The sequence below is a fragment of the Janthinobacterium sp. PSPC1-1 genome (assembly GCF_049897625.1).
GTDB classification, from domain to species: domain Bacteria; phylum Pseudomonadota; class Gammaproteobacteria; order Burkholderiales; family Burkholderiaceae_D; genus Janthinobacterium; species Janthinobacterium tructae.
On the sequence record NZ_JAFCWP010000007.1, the window covers coordinates 60306 to 78953 of the forward strand.

Annotated in this window: 18 protein-coding genes; 9 read left to right on the forward strand and 9 right to left on the reverse strand. The window is 63.0% G+C overall.

Annotated features, from left to right (window positions below; all coding sequences use genetic code 11):
* Positions 1-522: 522 nt before the first annotated feature.
* From ACP7EG_RS21130 to ACP7EG_RS21165, 8 genes are read right to left on the reverse strand one after another with little or no spacing between them, the layout of a single operon-like run.
* Positions 523-960, reverse strand: coding sequence for a nuclear transport factor 2 family protein (locus tag ACP7EG_RS21130; RefSeq protein ID WP_426089172.1), 438 nt, complete (start codon positions 958-960; stop codon positions 523-525).
* On the reverse strand, positions 957-1724 hold the full coding sequence (locus ACP7EG_RS21135; RefSeq protein ID WP_426089173.1) for an SDR family NAD(P)-dependent oxidoreductase: 768 nt from the start codon (positions 1722-1724) through the stop codon (positions 957-959). Before ACP7EG_RS21135 ends, ACP7EG_RS21130 begins: the two co-directional genes overlap by 4 nt.
* A complete protein-coding gene (locus ACP7EG_RS21140) occupies positions 1721-2278 on the reverse strand; it encodes a DUF3833 domain-containing protein (RefSeq protein WP_426089174.1) in 558 nt (185 codons plus the stop codon). Before ACP7EG_RS21140 ends, ACP7EG_RS21135 begins: the two co-directional genes overlap by 4 nt.
* The gene (locus tag ACP7EG_RS21145) at positions 2266-3546 is read right to left on the reverse strand and encodes an MFS transporter (protein WP_426089175.1); all 1281 of its coding nucleotides are present in this window, start codon (positions 3544-3546) and stop codon (positions 2266-2268) included. The genes ACP7EG_RS21140 and ACP7EG_RS21145 overlap by 13 nt, the downstream gene beginning before the upstream one ends.
* Positions 3543-4091 (reverse strand): chalcone isomerase family protein, encoded by a 549-nt coding sequence (locus tag ACP7EG_RS21150; RefSeq protein WP_426089176.1) that lies wholly within the window; start codon positions 4089-4091, stop codon positions 3543-3545. The genes ACP7EG_RS21145 and ACP7EG_RS21150 overlap by 4 nt, the downstream gene beginning before the upstream one ends.
* Positions 4092-4093: 2 nt before the next feature.
* Positions 4094-5335, reverse strand: coding sequence for a class I SAM-dependent methyltransferase (locus tag ACP7EG_RS21155; protein WP_426089177.1), 1242 nt, complete (start codon positions 5333-5335; stop codon positions 4094-4096).
* Entirely contained in the window at positions 5332-6129 is a 798-nt protein-coding gene (locus ACP7EG_RS21160; protein ID WP_426089178.1) for a DUF1365 domain-containing protein, read from the reverse strand. Before ACP7EG_RS21160 ends, ACP7EG_RS21155 begins: the two co-directional genes overlap by 4 nt.
* Positions 6119-7432 (reverse strand): NAD(P)/FAD-dependent oxidoreductase, encoded by a 1314-nt coding sequence (locus ACP7EG_RS21165; RefSeq protein ID WP_426089179.1) that lies wholly within the window; start codon positions 7430-7432, stop codon positions 6119-6121. The genes ACP7EG_RS21160 and ACP7EG_RS21165 overlap by 11 nt, the downstream gene beginning before the upstream one ends.
* Positions 7433-7646: 214 nt before the next feature.
* Here ACP7EG_RS21165 and ACP7EG_RS21170 point away from each other — a divergent pair, with 214 nt between their 5' ends.
* From ACP7EG_RS21170 to rpoH, 5 genes are all read left to right on the forward strand, one after another.
* On the forward strand, positions 7647-8585 hold the full coding sequence (locus ACP7EG_RS21170) for a MerR family transcriptional regulator (protein WP_426089180.1): 939 nt from the start codon (positions 7647-7649) through the stop codon (positions 8583-8585).
* Positions 8586-8749: 164 nt separating this feature from the next.
* Positions 8750-9808 carry a signal recognition particle-docking protein FtsY gene (gene ftsY, locus ACP7EG_RS21175; RefSeq protein WP_426089181.1) on the forward strand — a complete coding sequence of 353 codons (1059 nt, stop codon included), beginning with the start codon at positions 8750-8752 and terminating at the stop codon, positions 9806-9808.
* Positions 9809-9816: 8 nt separating this feature from the next.
* The gene (locus tag ACP7EG_RS21180; protein ID WP_096233883.1) at positions 9817-10560 is read left to right on the forward strand and encodes a cell division ATP-binding protein FtsE; all 744 of its coding nucleotides are present in this window, start codon (positions 9817-9819) and stop codon (positions 10558-10560) included.
* Complete coding sequence (gene ftsX, locus ACP7EG_RS21185) at positions 10557-11477, forward strand: permease-like cell division protein FtsX (RefSeq protein ID WP_426089182.1); 921 nt, start codon at positions 10557-10559, stop codon at positions 11475-11477. The genes ACP7EG_RS21180 and ftsX overlap by 4 nt, the downstream gene beginning before the upstream one ends.
* 417 nt (positions 11478-11894) lie before the next feature.
* Positions 11895-12788 (forward strand): RNA polymerase sigma factor RpoH, encoded by an 894-nt coding sequence (rpoH, locus tag ACP7EG_RS21190; protein WP_035824784.1) that lies wholly within the window; start codon positions 11895-11897, stop codon positions 12786-12788.
* 89 nt (positions 12789-12877) lie between these two features.
* On the opposite strand, the gene ACP7EG_RS21195 is transcribed toward rpoH, so the two are convergent.
* Positions 12878-13144 carry a hypothetical protein gene (locus ACP7EG_RS21195; protein WP_071079406.1) on the reverse strand — a complete coding sequence of 89 codons (267 nt, stop codon included), beginning with the start codon at positions 13142-13144 and terminating at the stop codon, positions 12878-12880.
* 178 nt (positions 13145-13322) lie between these two features.
* On the opposite strand from ACP7EG_RS21195, the gene ACP7EG_RS21200 reads away from it, so the two are divergent.
* From ACP7EG_RS21200 to ACP7EG_RS21215, 4 genes are all read left to right on the forward strand, one after another.
* Positions 13323-13778 (forward strand): hypothetical protein, encoded by a 456-nt coding sequence (locus tag ACP7EG_RS21200; RefSeq protein WP_426089183.1) that lies wholly within the window; start codon positions 13323-13325, stop codon positions 13776-13778.
* Positions 13779-13841: 63 nt separating this feature from the next.
* Entirely contained in the window at positions 13842-14573 is a 732-nt protein-coding gene (locus ACP7EG_RS21205) for an ABC transporter ATP-binding protein (protein WP_426089184.1), read from the forward strand.
* Positions 14570-16912 (forward strand): CPBP family intramembrane glutamic endopeptidase, encoded by a 2343-nt coding sequence (locus tag ACP7EG_RS21210; protein ID WP_426089185.1) that lies wholly within the window; start codon positions 14570-14572, stop codon positions 16910-16912. Before ACP7EG_RS21205 ends, ACP7EG_RS21210 begins: the two co-directional genes overlap by 4 nt.
* Before the next feature lie 72 nt (positions 16913-16984).
* The gene (locus tag ACP7EG_RS21215; RefSeq protein WP_426089186.1) at positions 16985-18637 is read left to right on the forward strand and encodes a patatin-like phospholipase family protein; all 1653 of its coding nucleotides are present in this window, start codon (positions 16985-16987) and stop codon (positions 18635-18637) included.
* Positions 18638-18648: the final 11 nt, after the last annotated feature.

The following is an 18648-nucleotide window of genomic DNA, read 5'->3' on the forward strand; positions in this document are numbered from 1 at the left end:
AACGTCAACATGCTTTACCCATCATTTACCCTCCAAGACTTACGCGACAAAGCGCACAATTTGTCAGGCGATAATGGATAAACGGAACGAAGCATACACGGCATCGCCAATGTTTGCTGCCGGATGCCCAAAAACGGGAAATAATGCGCGCTATTTTGGTGCGTTGCCGCATTATTCAGGGGCGTAGGCGCCAATTTGCGCGTCGGCGTACGCGTCCAAAAAATAGCCAGAGTGACAATTAAATTACTGACTTTCCGGTAATTTAAATTGCTCACATATAAATGTTTTCCATGTTTACCAGCGCATGCCCCAGCTACCTGCCAGGAACGCATGAGGACGACTCTTGCTTGCAAATTGCGCACTAATTGAAACAATTTCTTACAATGTTGCCTTCTCAATATTTTGACAAATTTGTGTCTAAAAAACGACACGTTGATCGAAATCAAGTTTTTCTCTGCCCAATTTCACACAAATTACTTTTTCTTTTTTTGATTTTTTGCTTAGAAGCATCAAGAAACAAGCTTAACGCTGGCTTGCGCGCCGGAGCATGCGCATGAAACCGCCCAGCAGAGGCAATTTTTCATACAATTCTTCCGCCGCGTCCCAATAATCGCGGTGCAAGACCACCCGTCCCTGCGCATCGAAGCGCACATGTGTGGCGCCACGAATACATTGTTCGCCCGATACCAGACGTTTCATGCGGAAACGAAACTCCCACGTCAGGAAGGCTTGCGTCCCCTGCCCCAGGCTTTCCAGCACGACAAACCGCGGCGCATCGACTTGCACGAACATGTGCTCGAAGATGGCCAGGATGGCGGCATGCCCCTGCACCTCGTTGAACGGGTCCTTGAAATGGGCGTCCGGCGCGTACACGGTGCCCAGTTGCGTCAGGCTTTCGATGCTCAGGTGCTCGTAAAACGCCACCAGGCGCGCCAACGGGTCGTCCATGCTTGCGTTCATAGGCCAGTCACCTTGCTGATCAGCCAGAAATAGGCGCGGTACGGCAACAGCCGCGCCAGGCGCAGGGTATTCGTGAAGCGTTTGGGAAAGTGGATGTGAAACTGGCCCCGCTCAATGCCGTCGAGCATGGCGGCGGCCGCATCGTGCGCCGTCATCAGGGCAGGCATCTTGAAATCATTGTCCGCCGTCAGGGGCGTGGCGACGAAGCCGGGATTGATTTGATACACATCAATGCCACGCCCATGCAAATCCAGATACAACGATTCCGTCAGGTTGATCAGTGCCGCCTTGCTGGCACCATACGCGAGCGCCTTGGGCAAGCCGCCATAACCGGCCACCGAGGCGACAATGCCGATGCCGCCGCTGCCCTGGCGCAACAGCCACGGCAAGGCCTGCTCCAGGCAATTGAAGACGCCGCCCACATTCAGGGCCAACAAGCCCTGCGCTGCCTCAAGGTCAAAGCTATCGGCACGCATGGCCTGATAGCCGCCTGCCACCACCAGTATCAGGTCGATATGCGCCCACTGCTGCTGCAATTGCGCGCAGACGGCCCGCAACTGCGCGGGCTGGGTGATATCGAGCGGCAAGGCCTGCGCCAGCGGCTGCCCCTGGCACAGCAGTTCCAGGCTGGCGCGATGGCGGGCCGACAAGGCCACGCACGCGCCCTGCTGCAGCAGCAAGGTGGCGCACGCGGCGCCGATGCCGCTGGAGGCGCCGATGATCCAGACGCGCTTGCCGGCCCAGTTGCTGATCTTGCGATTCATGGGGCCGCCTGTGGACGCTTGCTGAACGATAAAGTGACGGCGCCCAGGCTGAAGCCGAATTTGCTCATGGCGGCGCGGTTGAGCATGACTTTGTCATCCATCAGGAACATCCAATCCTCGAAATCGACGTGATAGACCGTGCCATCGACGGGCAGCGCCAGCACGTATTGCCAGCGCAGCGCATTGCCGGCCACTTCGCCAATGGCCTCGCCGACCACGTCGGGCGCCGTGCCGATGAAGCGCCCGGGCGCCGTCTTGCGCAGGGTCCACACGCGGCGTTGTTTGCTGCCGTCCGAATACGTGAAATCCTCGTCCAGGGTGCCCGTCTCGCCCGCCCAGCTGGCCCGCATCACCACCGTGAAGCGCTTGACCACCTTGCCCGAGCGGTCCTGGAAGATGCCGTGGGCATCGAGCGTGCCGTTGAAGTACTGTTGCAGATCCAGTACGGGCAGTTCCTGCGCGTACGTGGCGGGGGTGGGCGGCGTGGAGCAGGCGGCCAGCGCCAGCAGCACAGCCGCCGCCATGCCGCGCCGGCAGCATTTCATGAGGTGCATGGTCGAATCTCCAGGTGATCGCTATATATATGTTGTAAGGGCGCGCGCCACAGCAGCAGCGCGGCCAGCAGTTTCAGGGCACAGGGCAGCAAGGCGTAAGCGGCCGACAGGGCCGGCAAGCCGGTGCTGCTGCCCGGCACATAGCCGAGCCAGGCCAGCAGGGGCAAGGCGATGCCGGCCGCCAGCGCCAGGCTCATTTGCACGCCCCAGTTCCACCAGCCAAAATATGCCGCTTCGTGCCGCCCGGCATGGCCGGCCGCGCCGATCAGCCCTGCCAGCAGGGCCGGCGGCAAGGCCAGGTCGGCGCCCAGCGCCAGGCCCGACAGCAGGCAGATAGTGGCAAAACCCCAGGCGGCGCCCGCGTCCAGGCCATATGCCCAGACAAACACACTGGCGGCCAGCAGCATGGCGCCGCCCCAGGCACGCGCTTCGCCAAAGCGGCGCGCCAGCGCCACCCACGCGGGCATCGAGGCGGCCGCCGCGCAAAAATACACGATCAGGAACGGACCGGCGTAATGCCCCAGGCGCAGATAATCGCCGGCAAAGAACAGGAACAGGGTGGCGGGAATGGCGGCGGCCACGCCATTGACGAGCAGGACGGCGAACAGCCAGCGGAACGCGCGCTGGCGCAATGGCAGGCGCCAGGCGCCAGCGGGCAGCGCCTCCGTGCCTTGGCGCAAAAGCGGACGCGGCGCGCGCGCCAGCAACAGCGCACCCGTCGCCAGCAAGCACACGGCAAAGGCCAGCGACAAGCCGTCATAGCCGAGCACGGAAGTCAATCCTGCCGCCAGGATCACGCCGAGCAAGCCGCAGCCTTCGCGCACGGCCGTCACGCGCGCCCGCTGCGTGGGCGCATGGCTCAAGGCCGCGCCCCAGCTCTGGTGCGCGATGCCGGCCAGGCCATAGGCGGCATACACGAGCAGCAAGGCAGCCAGGAACCAGGCCAGGGTCGCCCCATGCGACAGGGACGGCGGATGGAACAGGGCGCCAAAGCCCAGCAGCAGCAACGGTAGCGACGCAGCGACATAGATGGCATAGCTGCGCCCGCCGCGCGCCATCCAGGCACCGAGGGCCGGATCGATGAAGGCGGCGGCGATGCGGGCCGCCAGCAGCACGGCCCCGATTTGCGCCAGGTCAAGGCTGCTGCGCTGCGCATAAAATGGCGCCACATATATATAGATGGGCAGTGCCAGCATGGCCAGCGGCAAGCCGAACAGGCCATAACTGAACAAGGCAGGCAAGGTCAAAGCGCCGGCCCCGCTACTCATGGCAGTGGCGCCGCACTCTGCAGCAGGGCCGCGCGCAGTGTCGGCGCCGTCGACTCGGGCGACAGCCAGATGGCGAAGAAGGCGCGCGCAAAGTCGCCATCGCTTACGTCGGCCAGCACCTTGCCATCGAGATAAAAGCGCACGCCGGGCGCGATACCGGCCCGGTAGGCGCCCGCGATGCGCTGGTCTTCCTTGACGTCAGGAAAGATACGCTGCATGGTGGCCAGCCACGCCAGGCGCTGCTGTTCCGTGCCGAGGCCCAACTTTTGCATCTGCTCATGGCTGGCCTCGGCGATCTTCTTGCCATCGAGCGCGCGCGCGTAGCGCAATTCCAGCACGAAAGGCGCCGTTGCCGACGCCGCGCCCTGGTAACCGTTCGCGCCCACCCACAGTTGCGCCCGATAAATACGCATGCCGAACCACGTGTATTCGCCCTCACCCGCCAGGCGGGCTTCGGGCACATCGGCAGCAATAAAGGCCGGCGGCGCGGCGACGGCAGCGAACATGGTCAGGGACAGCACAACAGTGGCAAGCAGGCGGCGCATGGTCAGTCCTTGATCAGGGTAAATTGCATCACATCCGTGTTGTGCGCCTGGAAGGCGGCCTCGCAATACGCGAGGTAAAACTCCCAGGTCAGCAGGAAACGGCCATCGAAACCCTGCTTTTCCAGCGCCGTGCGCTGGGCCAGAAAGCTGGCGCGCCACTGGCGCAGGGTTTCCGCATAATCGAGGCCAAAGCTGAAGGCGTCCACCACGCGCAAGCCCTGCGCCTCGGCAGCGCGGCGAAATTCCATCGGCGAGGGCAGCATGCCGCCCGGGAAAATATACTGTTGAATGAAATCCGTGCTCTTGCTGTAGCGCTGGAACAGTTCGTCGGCGATGACGATGGTCTGGATGCAGGCGCGTCCGCCCCGCTTCAGGTTGCGCGCCACGCAAGCGAAATAGCCGGGCCAGTAGCTTTGCCCCACGGCTTCGAACATCTCGATTGAGGCGATGGCGTCGTACTGGCCGTGGCTGTCGCGGTAGTCGCACAGTTGCAAATCAGCCTGCCCTGCCAGCCCCACATCCTGCAGGCGCTGGCGCGCATAGGCGAGCTGCTCGGTCGACAGGGTCAGCCCCGTGACGTGGGCGCCGTAATCGCGTGCCGCCGTTTCCGCAAAGCCGCCCCAGCCGCAACCGATTTCCAGCACGCGCTGGCCCGGCTGCAGCTGCAACTGGTCCGCAATACGGCGGTATTTGGCACCTTGCGCCTGCTCCAGGCTGGCGCCTGCGGTAAACAGGGCGCTCGAATACGTCATCGACGGGTCCAGCCACAGCTGATAAAAGGCATTGCCGATGTCGTAATGGGCGTGAATATTTTTCTTGCTGCCGGCGCGCGAATTGCGATTGAGCAAATGCCGCACCTTGTACAGCAGGCTGCCCCACCAGTTGCCGTAGATCAAGGTTTCGACCTGCGCGCGGTTGCGTATCATCAATTCGATCAAGCCCGGCAAATTGTCCGTGCGCCAGTCGCCGGCGATGAATGTTTCCGCAAAGCCGATGTCACCCGAACGCAACACGGCCGCACACAGGCGCCAGTTATGCAAGTCCAGGGTGACGGGGTGACTGGCGTCGCCGTACAGCAAGATACGGCCATCCGGCGTGCGCAGGCGCAGGGCGCCATATTGCAGTTTTTCCAGCAGGCGCAGAATCATGCGCGCAGCAGCGGGCAAGTCCAGATGTTCATGCACAGGGTTCGGGGACGGGCCGCTGCGCGCATGCAGGCCGGTCGGCAGGGAATCGGAGCTCATCGGGACACCTTTTTTTGTGGGGGGTGGGGTTTGCTGAAAAACGGCACGCGGCGCAGCCACAGGCGCAAGGCTTGCCAATGGATGCGTGCCATCACGCCAAACGTCATCAGGGGGTAGCGCAGCAAGGCCCAGGCGATGGCGCCATCGCGCAGCGGCTGCGCCGTGCCGGACAAGCTCGTCTCCAGAATCGGACCGTCGAGGTCGTCATAATCGACGCGGGCCAGGTGGCGCTCGCCATCCTTGTCGTGGTTGCGCAGGAAACGGAAACGGTACTGTCCTTCCACCTTGCAAAACGGCGACACATGGAAAATCTTCTTGGCACGCAACTCGCTGCCATACGCGATGGCGCCGCCCTGCTCGAGCAAGTACAGATGGCGCTCGCCAAAGGTATTGCGCACATCGCAGAGCACGGCGCGCAGCACGCCATCCGGGCGGTGGCAAAACCAGAAGCTGATGGGATTGAAGACATAGCCAAACATGCGTGGCATGGTTTGCAGCCAGATTTCGCCACCCGCGTCCAACACGCCATGCTGGTGCAAGAGGCCATCGATCCACTCCAGCAACGGTGTCGTGCCATCGCCGTGGTCGCTGTCGCGGAAGGCCAGCAGATTGGCGCCGTTGCGCGACATCAGGCGAGCGGGGAAATCCTGCGCGCCCATGCTGCGCAAGGGCAGGCGCAGATAAAACATGCCATAACTGAAAGCATGCGCGCGCGGGCGCAGCCGCGCATGGCGCACCCGTCCCAGGCACAGCAGGGGCTGCGGCGGCACGGGCGGCGAGAAATCACGCGGCATGGCCGAGCTCCGCCGACGCCATGCCGTTCAGCGCTTGCGCCACGGCCAGGCCCGACTTCAAGCCGTCTTCATGGAAGCCATAGCCCGTCCAGGCACCCGCGAACCACGTGTGCTGCGCGCCCTGGAAGCCGGCCAGGCGCGCCTGGGCGGCAATGGCCGCGCCATCGAACACGGGATGGGCATACGAAAACTCGTCGAGGATGGACGCCGGGTCCGGTTCATCGAGGGGATTGAGCGAAACGATGACGGGAGTGGTGAACGGCAGCGGCTGCAACTGGTTCAACAAATAATGTACGCATACCTGCGGCGCCTCGCCTTCCGCCACTGCCGGCCGTCCCTGGTAATTCCAGGCCGACCAAGCCTTGCGGCGCTGCGGCAGGCAGGACGCATCCGTATGCAGCACAGCCCGGTTCGGCTGGTAGCGTACGGCTTCGAGCACGCAGCGCTCGTCGTCACGGATATCTCCCAGCAGGGCCAGCGACTGGTCGCTGTGGCAAGCGAGCACGACATGATCGGCATGCTCGACACCGGCGGCCGTGTGCAGCTCGACCATGCGCGCGCCACCATGAGCCTGGCGGCGCACGGCCAGCACGGGGCAAGCCAGGCGCTGCTGCGGAATGCCCGCCAGCAGTTTTTCCACGTACACGCGCGAACCACCGCGCACCGTACGCCATTGCGGCCGGTCGCTCACTTGCAGCAAGCCATGGTTATGGCAGAAACGGATAAACGTGGCCAAGGGAAAGGCCAGCATCTGGCGCGCCGGGCACGACCAGATGCAGGCGGCCATCGGCAGCAGATACCAGTGGCGGAATTCATCGCCATAGCCGTGCAGCTCGAGAAACTCACCCAGCGACAGGGCCGGCGCCGGCACGCTGGCCGTGGCCAGGGCGCTGGCCTGACGGTTGAAGCGCACGATATCGCGCAGCATGCGCAGGAAGGCGGGGCGCAGCAGATTGCTGCGCTGGGTAAACACGGTATCGAAATTGGCGCCAGCCCATTCCAGCACGCGGGCATCGGACGCAGTGCCGAGCGGCATTTTCACGGAAAACGACATATCGCTGTCGGCCGCCCCGACACCGAGTTCATCAAACAGTTGCACCAGGTTCGGGTAGGTGGCGTGGTTGAACACGAGAAAACCCGTGTCGACGCCATGCGTAACACCATCGAGCGTGACGTCCACCGTATGGCTGTGACCGCCGAAATAGTCACCCGCCTCGTACAAGGTGACGTCCTGGCCCGCTTGCGCCAGGCGATAGGCACACGACAAACCGGCAATTCCTGCTCCGACGACGGCGATCTTCATGACTGTATCCGTTTCATGTTTGTCCTGGACAAATTAAGTTTTCTGCATAGTCAGTCAAATATTGATCTATGTCAATGAGGGCGCGAGCCGCTCACAAACTTATACGCAGGCAAGTTTCAATCGGATTCAGCTATTTGGTCCGGGGCGATGGAAGGCGTAAAATGCATCCCACGTTCTTTTGGCATGCGAGCAAGCCCCCTGTATGGATACTGATTTGCAACCGCTGCACCCCCCTTCCGCCTTCAGCATCAGCGATGTCGAGCGCGATACGGGGCTGGCCAAGGAAACCTTGCGTGTCTGGGAGCGCCGCTACGCCTTTCCCCAGCCCCAGCGCGACGCCTTTGGCGAGCGCAGCTACCCGGCCGAGCAAGTGCAGAAGTTGCGTATGGTCAAGCGCCTGCTGGACCTCGGATTTCGTCCGGGCAAAATCATGCAACACAGCACCTTGCAACTGCAGCAGCTGGCCAGCGCCGGCAGCGTGGCGCCGTCAACCCGTCCCCCCCAGCTCGAACACTACCTGGCCCTGTGCCGTGGCCACCAGATGGCGGAATTGGGCGACGCCCTGCGCCAGGCGCTGGCCGTGCTGGGCTTGAAAGCGTTCACCATCGACGTCATCGCGCCCCTGACGGGCATGGTGGGCGAAGCGTGGGCTTGCGGCGACCTGGCCGTGTATGAAGAGCATCTGTATAGCGAAACCTTGCAAACGGTGATGCGCCATGCCATTTTTTCCCTGCCGCAGGCAAGCAGCCCGTCGACGCGCACGCCGCGTATCGTCCTCAGTACCTTGCCGCAGGAGCGGCATGGCCTGGGGCTGCTGATGGCCGAGGCGCTGTGCGCGGCGGCCGGCGCCCATTGCATGTCGCTGGGGGTGGAAACGCCGCTGGCGGACATCGTCGCGGCGGCCCGCGCGCAGCGTGCCGACATCGTGGCGCTGTCGTTTTCCAGCGCCAGCAAGCAACGGCAGACGCGCGACAGCCTGCAGCAGTTGCATGCGAGCTTGCCGCCAGACATGGAATTGTGGGCTGGCGGACGCAGTCCCGTGCTGACCAAGCAGCCGCCGGCGTTCCTGCATGTGCTGGACTTGCGGCAAGTCGAGGAAAGCATCGCTGACTGGCGCCGCCGCCATCAGGCGCTGGCCCTGCAAACCCACTGAACCGGCTGGAAAGCGCGGCAACTGCGGCGATCTCCGTGGATAGCCGCGCAATGTTGCCAATCGAACAGTAAAGCATGAAGGGCCGGGCGCGCTCTGGTAGAATAGCCTGTAACACAGTGTCCGGCGCCGCCGGGCCTTAGGTCAGCACCCGCCACCACACATCCATGTTTAGTTTCTTCAAGAAAAAACCCATCGCTCCCGAGGCTGCGCCAGCCGAGCCCCTCGTCCTTCCTGCCGCCACGTCGCCTGCCCCGCAGCCTGCCGCTAAGCCCCTGAGCGGCGCGCCGGCCGAGCTCGTGCCCGTGATCGTCGCTGCCGAACCCGAGAAAAAATCGTGGATGACGCGCCTGAAGGCCGGCCTGTCGAAAACCTCGAACACCTTGTCCGTGCTGTTCGTCGGCGCGAAGATCGACGACGCCCTGTACGAAGAGCTGGAGGCGGCGCTGCTGATGTCCGACGCGGGCATCGACGCCACCGAATTCCTGCTCACGGAATTGAAGAAAAAGGTCAAGGAAGACAAGCTGCTCGACGCCGCCGCCGTCAAGGCCGCGCTGAAAGTGCTGCTGATCGACCTGCTCTCGCCGCTGGAAAAGCGCTTCGAGCTGGGCCGCCACAAGCCGCTGGTGATGATGATTTCGGGCGTGAATGGCGCCGGCAAGACCACCACCATCGGCAAGCTGGCCAAGCACATGCAGTCGAATAACCAGTCCGTGCTGCTGGCTGCGGGCGACACCTTCCGCGCCGCCGCGCGCGAGCAGCTGATGGTCTGGGGCGAGCGCAACAACGTCACCGTCATCTCGCAGGAATCGGGCGACCCGGCCGCCGTGGCCTACGATTCCGTGCAATCGGCAAAAGCGCGCGGTATCGACGTGGTCATGGTCGACACGGCGGGCCGCTTGCCGACGCAGTTGCACCTGATGGAAGAATTGAAGAAAATCAAGCGCGTGATCGGCAAGGGCATGGAAGGCGCGCCGCATGAAACCCTGCTCGTCATCGACGGCAACACGGGCCAGAACGCCTTGACGCAAGTGAAAGCCTTTGACGATGCACTGCAGTTGAGCGGCCTGGTGATTACCAAGCTCGATGGTACCGCCAAGGGCGGCGTGCTGGCGGCGATTGCCCGCGTACGCCCCGTCCCCGTGTATTTCATCGGCATCGGTGAGAAAATTGAAGACTTGCAGCCTTTCGTGGCTGCCGAATTTGTCGAAGCGCTGCTCGGATAAGCCTATACATGATTGAATTTCAGCACGTCTCCAAGCAATACTCCTCCGATGCCGTGGCCCTCAGCGACATTTCGCTGAGCATTGCCAAAGGCGAGCTGGTCTTTCTGGCCGGCCCGTCCGGCGCCGGCAAGTCCACCCTGCTGAAAATGATCGCCGCCATGGAACGCCCCACGTCGGGCAAGCTGATCGTCAATGGCCAGGACATGGCGAAGATCAAGCCGGCCGGCGTGCCCTTTTTGCGCCGCAACATGGGCCTGATCTTCCAGCAGCAAAAATTACTGAACGACCGCTCCATCCTGGCCAACGTCATGCTGCCGCTGCTCGTCGTCGGTGCGCATAAAGTTGCCGCCGAGCAGCGCGCGCGCGCCGCCCTCGACAAAGTGGGATTGCTGGACCGCGCCATGGCGCGTCCCCTGTCGCTGTCGGGTGGGGAACAGCAGCGCGTATCGATCGCACGCGCCATCGTCAACCGGCCGCAGATCATCCTGGCCGATGAACCGACGGCCAACCTGGACCGCGCCAGCGCCAACAAGGTGCTCGACGCCCTGAAAGCGTTTCATTCGGTGGGCGTGACCTGCCTCATTTCCAGCCATGACGAACAGATGCTCGACGCCGCCGCCCGCGTGATCCACCTGAAAAACGGCCAATTAGTCGCCATCGACAAGGCCACGCAGGCGCCCGTCTTCGCGCCGCCCGATCCCGATTTTGCGCCCTCCCCCGGCCCCGACGATGTGCAGGGAGAACAGGCATGAGAGGCTGGTTCCGTCAACACCGCTTCGCGCTCGGTTCGGCGCTGATCCATTTGCGCAAGTCGCCAGGCGGCTTCCTGTTGAACGTGCTCGTCGTCGCCATCGCCCTGTCGCTGCCGTTCGCCGGCTTGACCATGCTCGACAATGTGCGCCCCATGTCGGAACAGATGTCGGTCGACCCGGAAATCAGCGTTTTCCTGAAGATCGACACGCCGCGCGAGCAAGCCGTGGCCCTGGCGGGCGCCATGCGCAAGGTCGTCGGCGCGCAAAAGGCGAAGATCGTCTTCATCCCGCGCGAACAGGCGCTCGACACCCTGAAAAACAAGAACGGCCTGGCCGACGTGCTCAGCACCCTGGGCGACAATCCCCTGCCCGACAGCTATGTACTGAAACTCGATGCGTTCAGCAGCGCCAGCGAAGCGCAGGATGTCGATGCGGTGGCGGAGCAGCTGCGCCACCTGCCATTCGTGGAATCGGCGCAAGTCGATTCGGCCTGGGTCAAGCGCCTGGCGGCCCTGCTGGGCGTGCTGCGCCTGGTGCTGCTGCTGCTGGCCATCACCCTGGGCGTGGCCGTGATCGCCGTGGTCTTCAATACCATCCGCCTGCAGGTGATGCAGCAGCGCGATGAAATCAGCATCTCGAAATTGATCGGCGCCACCGACACCTTCATCCACCGCCCCTTCTATTACACGGGCGCCCTGCTGGGCCTGTGCGCCGGTGCGCTGGCCCTGGGCGCCGTGGCGCTGGCCTTGCAACCACTGAATACCGCGATTGCCGAGTTTGCCCGCCTGTACGCGTCCGAATTCCAGCTGGTGCCGCTGGCGCCGCTGCCAATGGCCGGCTTGCTGGCCGTCAGCGCCGGCCTGGGCCTGATCGGCGCCTTCCTCTGCGTGCAGCGCCACCTGGCGCGCCTGAACTGACCTTTCCTCCCTCCCATGGCGGCGCCCCAGGTGCCGCCATGCGTCACCACAATGCTGTTATCTTGATATTTAGCAAGTATTCTTAAGGTTCGCTTCAGCCAGAGGCCGTAGACTGGCTACGTTGTCGTGAAGCGGCCTGCAGCGCTGTTCAGATCACCGTTCATACACATTTATCAAGCATTCATTCGCCATAGCATTTAGGCTATCAGGACGATTAAATGTGCTGATTGGCACTCTCAAGCAGAGAGTGCTAATATAGGGACATACCAACAGCAGAACCGCCATGGACGCCAAATGAAGATGGTGCCGCGATCTGCAAGTGCAAGACCGCATACGCAAAACGAACAGACAATCGGGCCACGTCGCGTGACATGGCCAACTGGAACAAAGCAAGACTACGAGGGAGAAAACATGACTATGATGTCCGCAACATCCGCATTGGTTCCGACCAAAAGTAATGCGCTGGGCCTCGGGTTCACTGGCAATCTGGGCAATATTGACGCCTATATCTCGGCCGTGAACCGCCTGCCCATGTTGACCCACGATGAAGAAATTTCGCTGGCAACACGCCTGCGCGAAAAAAATGACCTGGCCGCCGCGCAAGAACTGGTGCTGTCGCACCTGCGCCTGGTGGTCTCGATTGCCCGCGGCTACCTGGGCTATGGCTTGCCGCACGCCGACCTGATTCAGGAAGGCAATATCGGCTTGATGAAAGCCGTGAAACGCTTCGATCCGGACCAGGGCGTGCGCCTGGTATCGTACGCCATGCACTGGGTGAAAGCCGAGATGCACGAGTACATCCTGAAAAACTGGCGCCTGGTCAAGGTCGCGACGACGAAGGCACAGCGCAAGCTGTTCTTCAACCTGCGCAGCCACAAGACGGGCCTCGATGCGATGACGCCGAAGCAGATCGATGCGCTGGCCAAGCTGCTCGACGTGAAACGCGAAGAAGTGATCGAAATGGAAACGCGCTTGAGCGGCCGCGACATTGCACTGGAATCGCCGACCGACGATGAAGACGACAAGTTTTCGCCGATCGCCTACCTGTCGTCGGAGCAAAGCGAGCCGACCAAGGTGCTGGAAGCGGAACAAGTGACACGTCTGCAATCGGAAGGCCTGGAAACAGCACTGTCCAAGCTGGACGCCCGTTCGCGCCGCATCATCGAAGCGCGCTGGCTGGCCAACGACGACGGTTCCGGCGCCACCCTGCACGCTTTGGCAGAAGAGTTCGGCGTATCGGCCGAACGCATCCGCCAGATCGAAGTGGCGGCGCTGAAAAAAATGAAGGGCGCGCTGGCCGCCTGGGTGTAAGTACAAGCAATGCCGCAATGCAAAAGGCGCCGCAAGGCGCCTTTTAGTTTTACAAATGATATTTATCAACAGATAAACATTGTCAGCCCTTATGCTGCAGCCAAGCCCTTGGTGATCAGCTCGGCGACCAATTCATTCAGATCCGCATCGCGCTCCTTGGCCAGGGTCTGCAATTGCAACACCAGATCGCTGTTCAGCTTGACGGCGAATGGCACCAGGCCCAGGGCCTGATCGCGCTTGCGCTGCTCGCGGCGGTCGACGACCACCGCTTCCTTACCGAATGCACCGGCGCCGGGAACATTCATCTTTCCCATCAGTTTCTTGGCATCGCTTTTCGCCAGGGCAGTTTTTTTCATGGTTGTTTCCTGATTTTCAAAACAGCCATTCTACGCAGTAATCGGCGCGCCGCGTGGCCGGCGCATCAATTCATCGGCAGCACGCCAATAGTGCGCCGAGAAAATATCATTTTGTTACCATTATTTTATCCCACGTGTGAACAAGCACACCCGGGACGTTCTACCTGAAAGGAAAAACATGCCTTACCTGAGCCGCTCTTATCGTACCTTGCTGCTGCCCCTGCTCATCGCCTGCCTGACCGTGCTGGCTGGCTGCGGCGCGGCCGGCAGCGCCGGCGACGCGGAAAACACGCCGCGCAGCGTCACCCACGTGCTCTCGCCGGGCCAGCAAGTGGCCATCACGGCCACCGATACCCTGAAACTCGAGCGTGTCAACGACAGCCGCTGCCGCAAGGGCGCCGTGTGCGTGTGGAAAGGCTACGTCAGCTACAGTTTCAGTTTGCTCAACAGCGCAGGCGCCACCGACATCGTGCTGTCCGAGTCCATGCCCGGCGCCGCCAGCTCCGTCAGCGTCAACCACCTGACGTTCACCTTGCTCGACGTCGACCCGGCCACGCCGCCCGCCCTCAACGCGGCCGAACCCGCGTATCGGGTCAAGGTAAAAATCACGCAGGGCGCGCTGGAACGCCCATAAATCGACCACGTCTGGATAGCACGCTATCATCTTGCCATTGTTAACATTCTTGCAGGGCACACGATGATCGCATTCCAGGGTTTGTCCAAACGCTACGGTACCTTCGACGCCGTCCACCCGCTCACCTTGCAGGTGGGGAAGGGAGAAGTCTTCGGCTTCCTGGGACCGAATGGCGCCGGCAAGACCACCACCATCCGCATGCTGATGGGCATCCTGGTGCCCAGCAGCGGCCGCGTGCTGGTCGATGGCCTCGATTGCCACCGCGAGGGTGCCGCCGTGAAGCGCAAGGTGGGCTACCTGCCCGACACCCCGATCTTTTACGATTATTTGCGGGGCCGTGAAATCCTGCAATTCGTCGCCGAAATGCATGGTTTTTCACGCGCGGATGCGGCCGAACGCGCGACGCGTCTGTTGACGGAATTCGGCCTGGACGAAGCGGGCGAGGATTTCGCCGTCAATTATTCGCTGGGCATGAAGAAAAAACTGGGCCTGGCCTGCGCGCTGATCCACGATCCGGCCGTGCTGATCCTCGATGAACCGATCAACGGCCTGGACCCGCGCGCCTCGCGCGAAGTACAGGAACGGCTGCTGCGCATCGCCGCCGCCGGCACCACCATCTTCGTTTCCACGCATTTGCTCGACATGGCGGAAAAGCTGTGCAGCCGCGTGGCCATCATCCACCGCGGCGCGCTGGCGGCCACGGGCAGCCTGGACGAAATTCGCCGGCAACTGTCCAGCGACGGCAGCCTGGAAGAACTCTTCCTGCAGCTTACCGATGAAACGGGCGCCGCATGACGCCGGCGCCGCTCACCGCCTGGCGCGCCATCTGGCTGCTGACCCGCTTGCGCCTGCAGCGCCTGCTCAACGTCAGCGGCCGCGGACTCGCCTTCAAGAAGCCCCCGCAGGGCCGCCCCGCCACGCCGGGCAAGAAACGGGGCCGCTGGCTGCTGGGCGTGCTGCTGTTCCTGCCCATGCTGTTTTCCTTCGGCACTATCGCGCGCCATGGCGTACTCAACATGCATTGCCTGCTCGACCAGGTGGCCGCCTGCCAGGCGCAAGGCAGCATGCAGGCGGGAGAACGCCTGCTGGCACCCGTCATCGCCGAATTCATCGGGCACCCGTTCAGTACGGCGCTGGCAGGCGGCCTGGCCCTGCAATTGATGCTGTTGTGGCTGGTCAGCGTGTTGTTGCCGCTAGGCATGGGCGAGCTGTCGAAACCGGACTGGGACCTGGAATGGCTGGTCACCTTGCCGGTCGACAAAACCACGCTGCTGTGGGCGCGCGTGCTCGAACGCACGCTCGTCAATCCGGCCGGCCTGCTGGCCTTGTGGCCCAGCACCACCATGATCGCCTGGTATTCGGGCCAGGGCTGGTTTTCTCCGCTGTCCGGACTGGCGGCCAGCCTGCTGCTGCTGGCCCTGGCGGCCATGCTGCGCACCCTGGTCGATACGGGCCTGCGCCTGTCGCTCAGTCCGGCACGGCTGGGCAACCTGCAGGCGCTGCTGTCGGTGGCCGGGGTATTTCCCATGTATATGGGCATGTCCTTTGGCATGGGCGCGGGCGGCTTTGCCCATGGCTGGGCCGCGGCCATGCCCGCCTGGAGCAGCTGGACGCCGCCCGGCCTGCTGGTGCGCGTGCTCAATGCCGCCAGCCTGGCGGCCGCGCTGCTGCCGGCCTGCCTGCTGCTGGCGCAAGTGCTGCTGTTGATGTGGCTGGGCATGGCGATACTGCGCCGCCAGTTGCGCCACGGCGTGGTGGGCGCGGGCCAGCGCGAAGCCAGCCGCAAGCGTTCCCCGGCGGCGCTGCCCGCTGGCCGGTGGCGCGCCCGCATCGGCACGGTGATCCAGCGCCGCGAATTGACCCTGCTGATGCGCGACCGTAATTTCATGGTGCAAACGCTGCTGATGCCGCTGCTGATCCTCGGCGGCCAGGCTCTTTTTTCGGGCCAGGCGCGCGACCTGCACACGCTGCTGGCCAGCCCCGCCCTGCTGGCATCGACCGGCTTTTTCCTCGGCAGCTATGTGCTGATGATGTCGGCCTTCCAGACCCTGAACAAGGAAGGCGGCGCGCTGTGGCTGCTGTACACGTTTCCCGTTTCCGTTGAGCAGGCGCTGCGGCAAAAGGCGCAATTGTGGGCCGTGCTGGCCCTGCTGTATCCCCTCATCCTGTTTGGCGCGGCGCTGGCCTGGCTGCCCGCATGGCGCTGGGACATGGCGAGACTGATGCTGCTGGCCCTGGCCGGCATTCCCCTGTATTCGATGATCGCCGTGGCGCTGGGGGTGTTTGCCAGCGACCCGCTGGCCACCGAAGCGACGGCGAAGATACGCCCCACCTATATGTACCTGTATTTGCTGCTCACCGGCTTGTACCTCGCCGCGCTGGCGGCCGGCAGCGTGGTGCAGCAACTGGTGTTTGTCGTGCTGACGCTGGCGCTGGCCCTGGCACTGTGGCAAAAGGCGCGCGACGAGCTGCCGTACCTGCTCGATCCGGCCGCCTCGCCGCCGGCCAGGGTGTCGGCCTCGGATGGCTTGATCGCCGCCATGCTGTTTTTTATCCTGCAGACACTGGCCTTGCTCCTGCTCAAGGACGCGGCCGGCGCAACGCTGGCGCACGTGGCCATCGCCTTCGGCAGCGCGGGCGCGCTCACCTATATCCTGGTGCGCCTCGTCTACTGGCGCAGCAAGACGGCAGACGTGCCGCGCATCGGGCCAGGCCGGCAAGCGTGGCGCCGGGGTGTGGCAGGCGCGCTGCTGGCGGCCCTCTTCGGCATCGGCTACCTGGCCATCGTGCAAGCCAACGGCTGGTCAGCTGCGCGCGCGCCGCTGGCGACAGGGGCGGGTTGGGACGGAATCTGGCTGGCAGGATTGACGCTGCTGGCCGCGCCCCTGTGCGAGGAATTCATTTTCCGTGGCCTGATCCAGGGCGGCCTGCGCCGCTCGCTGCCCGCCTGGCAGGCGATCGGCATCAGCGCGGCCATCTTTGCCATCGTGCATCCGCCTGTCTCCATGCTGCCCGTCTTCGTGCTGGGCCTGTGCGCGGGCGCCGCCTATGAACGCAGCCGTTCGCTGCTGGCGCCCATGCTGGCGCACGCCGGCTACAACGCGGCCATCCTCGCGGTGCAACTCTATGCATGAGCATAGGCAAGTTTGTTAGAATCGCACACGTTTCCGTCCGTATCCCAACCCCTGACTACGCACAGATCACGCATGCATCCACGCTTGTTCGCACCCTTTGTCCTCGTAGCACTGCTGAGCGGCTGCACGGTACTCGCCCTGCGCCCCAACAGCGGCGTCGAAAACCGCACGTTTGCCGTGCAGGAAACCCCACGCCTGCGCATCGATGCGCCCAAGGCACGCATCCAGAATCCGATGCCCAACGACCACTTCATCGGCATCGCCCTGTCCGGCGGCGGCAGCCGCGCCGCCAATTTCTCGGCCGCCTCGCTGGAGCAGCTGGAAGAGTTCGGCCTCGTCAGCGGCGCCTCGGCCATCTCCGGCGTCTCGGGCGGCGCCATCGCGGGCGGCTACTATGCGCTGCATGGCAAGCAAACGGACTGGCCCTTGCTGCGCAGCAAACTCAAAACGGATTTCTTCGGCCAGACCATTTTGAAACCCGCCAACCTGACGACGATGTTGCTGACGAACAAGACACGTACCTCGTTCCTGTCCGATGTGCTGGACGATGTGCTGTACGACAAGAAAACCTACCAGGACTTGCCGCACGACGGCCCCATCTTCCTGGCCAACGCGACGGACGCCACCGATGGCGGCAAGCGCGTGGTGTTTTCTTATGAGTATTTTTACGGCACCCTGCATTCACCGATCCAGGATATCCGCCTGGCCACGGCCGTGGCCACCTCGGCCGCCTTTCCCGGCGTGTTCGATTCCGTCACTTTCGAGCGTTTCCGCCCGAAAAACAGTTTCGTGCCGGAACTCGGTTCCGAATCGCGCGAATCGCCGTCCTACGTGCACCTGTTCGACGGTGGCGCGGCCGATAACCTGGGCGTGGAAACCCTGTGGGACGTGGCCCTGACGCAGCTGTACGGCAACGACATGGCTGTCGTGCCGCCGCGTCTGAACAGCAAGCCCTTCATCCTCATTGCCATCGATGCCAACGCGCCCAATTCCAGCGCCGTCTTTGAAAAGATGTCGGACGAACGCCAGCCGCTGGACCGCATCTTCAACAAGAATATTTACGATGCCGTCGACGCCCTGTTTTCGCGCCAGCGCAAGGAAAACCTCGTCAAGATGGGCTTTGGGCAAGCCCGCTTCGATACCATCACGCATGAAAACTTTGGCGACCTGAGCCAGAAATTCGTCAAGGGCAAGCGCACCTCGGCCTTTGCCATTCCCGTGTTGTGCCGGCCCCATCTGGGCCAGTACCGCTGTGAAGTCGATGCGGCCGATCCCTTGCCGGGCCAGATCCGCACGCGGCTGGAAGGCTTTGCCTGGCATATTTCCATCGACCAGATCGCCTCGCTGGCGCTACGCCTGTCCAGCGGCGATGCGCAAGTCGATATTGCGCGCAAGGAAGAGCGCGCCGCCCTCGTCAAGCTGCAACGCCTGGCCACGCAAACGAAAACCCATCTGAAGCTGACGGGCCCGGAAAACTGCAGCCCGGACGTCCTGCAAGCGGCCCTGTACAGCGCCGCGCGCGTGCTGATCCTCGACGACGAAGAATCGCGCTTTGCCCTGTGCGACTACATGCTGGCGAGCCAGCTGATCAATGACGATACCGTCTGCAAGCAGCGCTATGTGCACGCCGTGCCCCGTTTCGCCATCGAAAGTGAAGATTTGCAGTACCGCAACTTAAGTTCGGACGGCAATTCGGTGAACGTGCCGATACGCTGCAAGAAGTGAGCGCGCACAAA

Excerpts from the sequence above, each read along its gene's own strand:
- ACP7EG_RS21150 (WP_426089176.1), bottom strand. The coding sequence starts at position 4,091 with ATGCGCCGCCTGCTTGCCACTGTTGTGCTGTCCCTGACCATGTTCGCT.
- ACP7EG_RS21215 (WP_426089186.1), top strand. The coding sequence starts at position 16,985 with ATGCATCCACGCTTGTTCGCACCCTTTGTCCTCGTAGCACTGCTGAGC.
- ftsY (WP_426089181.1), top strand. The coding sequence starts at position 8,750 with ATGTTTAGTTTCTTCAAGAAAAAACCCATCGCTCCCGAGGCTGCGCCA.
- ACP7EG_RS21145 (WP_426089175.1), bottom strand. The coding sequence starts at position 3,546 with ATGAGTAGCGGGGCCGGCGCTTTGACCTTGCCTGCCTTGTTCAGTTAT.
- ACP7EG_RS21155 (WP_426089177.1), bottom strand. The coding sequence starts at position 5,335 with ATGAGCTCCGATTCCCTGCCGACCGGCCTGCATGCGCGCAGCGGCCCG.
- ACP7EG_RS21130 (WP_426089172.1), bottom strand. The coding sequence starts at position 960 with ATGAACGCAAGCATGGACGACCCGTTGGCGCGCCTGGTGGCGTTTTAC.
- ACP7EG_RS21135 (WP_426089173.1), bottom strand. The coding sequence starts at position 1,724 with ATGAATCGCAAGATCAGCAACTGGGCCGGCAAGCGCGTCTGGATCATC.
- rpoH (WP_035824784.1), top strand. The coding sequence starts at position 11,895 with ATGATGTCCGCAACATCCGCATTGGTTCCGACCAAAAGTAATGCGCTG.
- ACP7EG_RS21165 (WP_426089179.1), bottom strand. The coding sequence starts at position 7,432 with ATGAAGATCGCCGTCGTCGGAGCAGGAATTGCCGGTTTGTCGTGTGCC.
- ACP7EG_RS21160 (WP_426089178.1), bottom strand. The coding sequence starts at position 6,129 with ATGCCGCGTGATTTCTCGCCGCCCGTGCCGCCGCAGCCCCTGCTGTGC.
- ACP7EG_RS21200 (WP_426089183.1), top strand. The coding sequence starts at position 13,323 with ATGCCTTACCTGAGCCGCTCTTATCGTACCTTGCTGCTGCCCCTGCTC.
- ACP7EG_RS21210 (WP_426089185.1), top strand. The coding sequence starts at position 14,570 with ATGACGCCGGCGCCGCTCACCGCCTGGCGCGCCATCTGGCTGCTGACC.
- ACP7EG_RS21180 (WP_096233883.1), top strand. The coding sequence starts at position 9,817 with ATGATTGAATTTCAGCACGTCTCCAAGCAATACTCCTCCGATGCCGTG.
- ACP7EG_RS21205 (WP_426089184.1), top strand. The coding sequence starts at position 13,842 with ATGATCGCATTCCAGGGTTTGTCCAAACGCTACGGTACCTTCGACGCC.
- ACP7EG_RS21195 (WP_071079406.1), bottom strand. The coding sequence starts at position 13,144 with ATGAAAAAAACTGCCCTGGCGAAAAGCGATGCCAAGAAACTGATGGGA.
- ftsX (WP_426089182.1), top strand. The coding sequence starts at position 10,557 with ATGAGAGGCTGGTTCCGTCAACACCGCTTCGCGCTCGGTTCGGCGCTG.
- ACP7EG_RS21140 (WP_426089174.1), bottom strand. The coding sequence starts at position 2,278 with ATGCACCTCATGAAATGCTGCCGGCGCGGCATGGCGGCGGCTGTGCTG.